This window comes from Desulfobacterales bacterium (genome assembly GCA_034003325.1).
In the GTDB taxonomy this organism is placed as follows: Bacteria; Desulfobacterota; Desulfobacteria; order Desulfobacterales; family JAFDDL01; genus JAVEYW01.
Window position 1 is genome coordinate 1 of sequence record JAVEYW010000041.1, and the last position, 3886, is coordinate 3886.

5 protein-coding genes are annotated in these 3886 nt (G+C 48.1%); 4 read left to right on the forward strand and 1 reads right to left on the reverse strand.

Translation table 11 applies throughout. The features are described 5' to 3' along the window. The 4 genes from RBT11_20540 to RBT11_20555 all read left to right on the forward strand — a co-directional run. A partial coding sequence (locus tag RBT11_20540) for a hypothetical protein (protein MDX9789172.1) occupies positions 1–856 on the forward strand: 856 nt, incomplete at its 5' end. Continuing rightward, complete coding sequence (locus RBT11_20545; GenBank protein MDX9789173.1) at positions 856–1572, forward strand: SprT family zinc-dependent metalloprotease; 717 nt, start codon at positions 856–858, stop codon at positions 1570–1572. The genes RBT11_20540 and RBT11_20545, both read left to right, overlap by 1 nt. A gap of 33 nt (positions 1573–1605) precedes the next feature. Further along, positions 1606–2202 carry a plasmid pRiA4b ORF-3 family protein gene (locus tag RBT11_20550; protein ID MDX9789174.1) on the forward strand — a complete coding sequence of 199 codons (597 nt, stop codon included), beginning with the start codon at positions 1606–1608 and terminating at the stop codon, positions 2200–2202. A 466-nt stretch (positions 2203–2668) separates the two neighbouring features. Continuing rightward, positions 2669–3637 carry a hypothetical protein gene (locus RBT11_20555; protein ID MDX9789175.1) on the forward strand — a complete coding sequence of 323 codons (969 nt, stop codon included), beginning with the start codon at positions 2669–2671 and terminating at the stop codon, positions 3635–3637. Positions 3638–3678: 41 nt separating this feature from the next. On the opposite strand, the gene RBT11_20560 is transcribed toward RBT11_20555, so the two are convergent. After that, the coding region (locus RBT11_20560; GenBank protein MDX9789176.1) for a hypothetical protein at positions 3679–3886 on the reverse strand (208 nt) is incomplete at its 5' end.

A 3886-nucleotide genomic window follows, 5' to 3' on the forward strand; every position in this document is an offset into this window, starting at 1 on the left:
TATGAACTTCCCACAATTCACGTTTTTCCTGACCTTCTTTAGACATAACCTCTCCTCCATTAATTTTGGATGGATTATGCCACCGCTCCGGATCGTTGTGAAGATGGGGTTTGTCGGACGCTTACATTACCTGAATGTCCGCGAGATCATCCGAAAGGCCAGTGGGGAGAGTCTTGATCTAAAGGCCTACGAGGCCGATATGCGCCACCTCATCGACACCTACATCGAAGCCGATGAACCGCGGACGATATCCCCCTTTGACGGAATGTCGCTGCTCGACTTGATTGTGAAGACCGGCATCGCCAATGCGATTGCGACCCAGCTCGGTGCCTTAAAGGGGAACAAGAACGCGATTGCCGAGACCATCGAGAACAACGTTCGCCGTAAAATCATCAAGGAGCACCTGAGCGACCCCGCCTACTACGAAAAAATGTCGGCACTGCTGGAAGAGATCATTGCCGCAAGGAAGACAAAGGCCGTTGAATATGAGCAATACCTGAAACGTATCGCCGAACTCGCAAAACAGGTGGAGGCCGGAAAGGCGGAAGATACCCCTGCAACGCTCGACACACCCGGAAAACGCGCCCTTTATAACAACCTCAAGACGGACGGGGGAAAGCCAGTGGGAAAAGATTGCATTGCTCAAAGAATTGCCCCATTCGGAGACACCGACGATCCGGCTTTGAATTTGGCCTTGGAAATCGATCAAACGGTCCGGCTGGTTCGGCCGGATGCTTGGCGTGACAATGGCGGCCCGAGAGAACAAGTTGTCAAGGCGGCGCTCTACGACGTGTTGAAGAACGTGGCCGAGGTAGAACGTATCTTTCTCATCGTTAAAGCGCAGAAAGAATACTGATGGTCGAACAACTCAAGCTGGGAGATATCACTGTGGACGTGGTATTCAAGGATATCAAGAATATCCACTTGAGCGTCCACCCGCCTACCGGCCAGGTGCGAATTTCGGCACCGTTGCGCATGCACCTTGACACCATTCGTGTCTTTGCCATTTCAAAAATAGTGTGGATCAAGCAGCAACAAAAAAAACTCCGGGAACAGGCGCGCGAAACGCCCCGTGAATATCTGGACCGCGAAAGTCACTATGTTTGGGGCAAGCGTTACCTGCTCACCGTCACCGAATGCGATCAAGCACCATCCGTCGAATTGAATCATAGCAGAATGCTGCTGCGGGTGCGTCCGGGCACCGATGAAAAACGGATGCATTTATTGGCGGAAGGGTGGTACCGCGAGCAGATCAAGGGTGCGGTGCCGTCCTTGATCGCCAAGTGGGAGCCGGTATTGGGGGTGAAGGTGACTAAATTTTTCGTTCAACGGATGAAAACCAAGTGGGGAAGCTGCAACCCGGCTGCGGGCCACATCCGTCTCAACACGGAACTTGCAAAAAAACCAATGGAGTGCCTTGAGTACATCGTTGTGCATGAAATGGCACACTTGCTGGAGCCGACACACAATGCGCGGTTCAGGGCACTAATGGATCGCTTTATGCCGAAGTGGCAGTTCTATTTGGACCGGCTAAATCGGCTACCAGTCAGTCATGAGGACTGGGTTTATTAATTCGAGAGGTTAATACCCCGGTGAGGAGGAGTTATGAAGGTCAAACGGTATTTATTGAAAATTAAATTGGATGAGATCGATCCCGAAATCTGGCGGCATTTTGTCGTTCCTGCGTATATCACCTTGGACCGTCTTCACGATATCATTCAGATCGTAATGGGATGGACCGACAGCCACTTGTATGAATTTATTATTGGGAAAAAGCGCTTCACCGAATTCCCAGAGTCGAAAGAAGACGGTTTCGAATCCGGGAAATACCGCCTTGGAGATCTTATTAAGCTGAAAGGGCGTACATTTGATTATCGGTATGATTTCGGGGACAACTGGGTTCATGAGGTCACGATTGAGGATAACCGATATGCCAATCCGGACCTGCAGAGTGAAGTAGAGTGCTTAGACGGCGCCAAGGCTTGCCCTCCCGAAGATATCGGAGGCGTTTTGGGATATGGTGAATTTTGTGAAGCCATGAAAGATTCATCTCATGAAGCGCATGAGGGTGTCCTGGAATGGAATGGTGGACCCTATGACAGTGAAGAGTTTAGCATTGAAGATATAAACGAAGAGCTGAGCATATATCTTAGGTGGTCAAGGGAAAGATATCTGCCGTGGCGGGAGGAGCCACCAGCATAAAATTTCAGCCTGATGCCTTAGGCAATTCCTGTAATCTGTCTTCAGCTTTCATTAGGCTCCGGGACATTATGAGCAAGCTGTTGCAGCGCATTCTCGCGGAGAATGGGCTTCCGCAAATGCTCAACTTCGAACCTTTGTTGAGGAATTTTTTGATAGCACGCAGGCTATCGTGTGTCCTGGGGACTATTCCTCAAGCAATGAGCGGAAAATTGCCCTTGCCAAAGCTGGTTTCTTTATACAGGAATATAATGAATACTTATTCAATGGAACTGGATTTGTTGAAGGTTTTTGGAAACGTCTTCATCCAGAAGGGTCGCATCCCGGCCTCTCTGAACAGTCTGATTCAACTTTCCGGCTTCATCTTTTTATTTTGGTAATTCATTATTTCCTTACCAGACTGAATTCTGAATATTAAATTGTTTTAATGAGTTGAACCCAAACACAACATCGTGCGGGCAAACCTCATATGTTCGACGGCGTAACAAAACACTATGGGAGTGCAACTCTCAAACACATGACTCTCAGCATCACAGTAGCTACACCGCGACTACTTATAGCGGCATCTGATCGCCGGCTCACAGAACCGATAAAATGTGGAATATACACCGAGCGATCAACAAAGCTGACTGTTCTTGAACATCCAACAGGTGTGGCCTTTATCACATATAACGGCATTGGATTAATTAAGGATAAAACTCCATCCGACTGGTTGTGGGAGCTCGGCTCGCGAGTCAAGTTGGCTCATCTTTCTTTGCATAATGTTCTGGATGCCATTCGCAAAGAAGCGGAACGGCAAATCGTATTCATTCCTATCAGCGGAAATCGCAGGCATTCATTTATCATTGGAGCACGCGAAAATGGAATTGCATCTATCTATGTGGTGTCGAATTATGAAAGGGCTGACACAAATGGTGCTGCCTCAAAAGCGTTTAGTCATTTTACAGTCTCATGTTCCAGGCTGAAACCGGGCAGCGAGGTGATAGTTTTTGCTGCTGGTCGTACTGAATATCTTGACGAGAATTCTTTCCGCAAAATTGCCAAAGTGGCACAACGCAGAGGGGCCGCAGGTGTCGATGTGAAAAATCTCATTGTGAAGGCTATCGTCGCTGCGTCAGACAAGGGTGGACGAAAGGCTGGAATCGGTGCCAGTGTCTCATGGGCGGTGTCGGATGTTTTGAAAAAGGGGCACGATTTTGGTTTAGATGTCCCCGACGGGACGACAATTCTGGAACTTCCGAATTTGATTCAGCGAGGAGCTCAATATGGCGATATCGTTGTAGCTGTGGGGCCATCAGCTTCAAAAATGTGGGAGAAATCGAACGCAGAAAAGTGGAACAAATGGCGCAGGCCTAAACTTGAAACATCATGTCCTAATTGTGGTGCTCCAGTTCCGCTTGGATACCTTATGTGCGGAGTTTGCCGACATCACATGTGAATTTAAAAGAAGACAAAAATGATCCAAAAACATTTTGACAGCTATTTAATACTCAACTCAGGCATTGGACCGCTTAATGCCATGCACAACATTTTGTGTATCGGCTTTTCCGATTGAATCTGTGGTAAGCGTCCGACAAACCCCATCTTCACAACGATCCGGAGCGGTGGCATAATCCATCCAAAATTAATGGAGGAGAGGTTATGTCTAAAGAAGGTCAGGAAAAACGTGAATTGTGGGAAGTTCATA

Bases quoted from the DNA above. Each gene is read 5' to 3' on its own strand.
- RBT11_20545 (MDX9789173.1), top strand. From the start codon at position 856: ATGGTCGAACAACTCAAGCTGGGAGATATCACTGTGGACGTGGTATTC.
- RBT11_20555 (MDX9789175.1), top strand. From the start codon at position 2,669: ATGTTCGACGGCGTAACAAAACACTATGGGAGTGCAACTCTCAAACAC.
- RBT11_20550 (MDX9789174.1), top strand. From the start codon at position 1,606: ATGAAGGTCAAACGGTATTTATTGAAAATTAAATTGGATGAGATCGAT.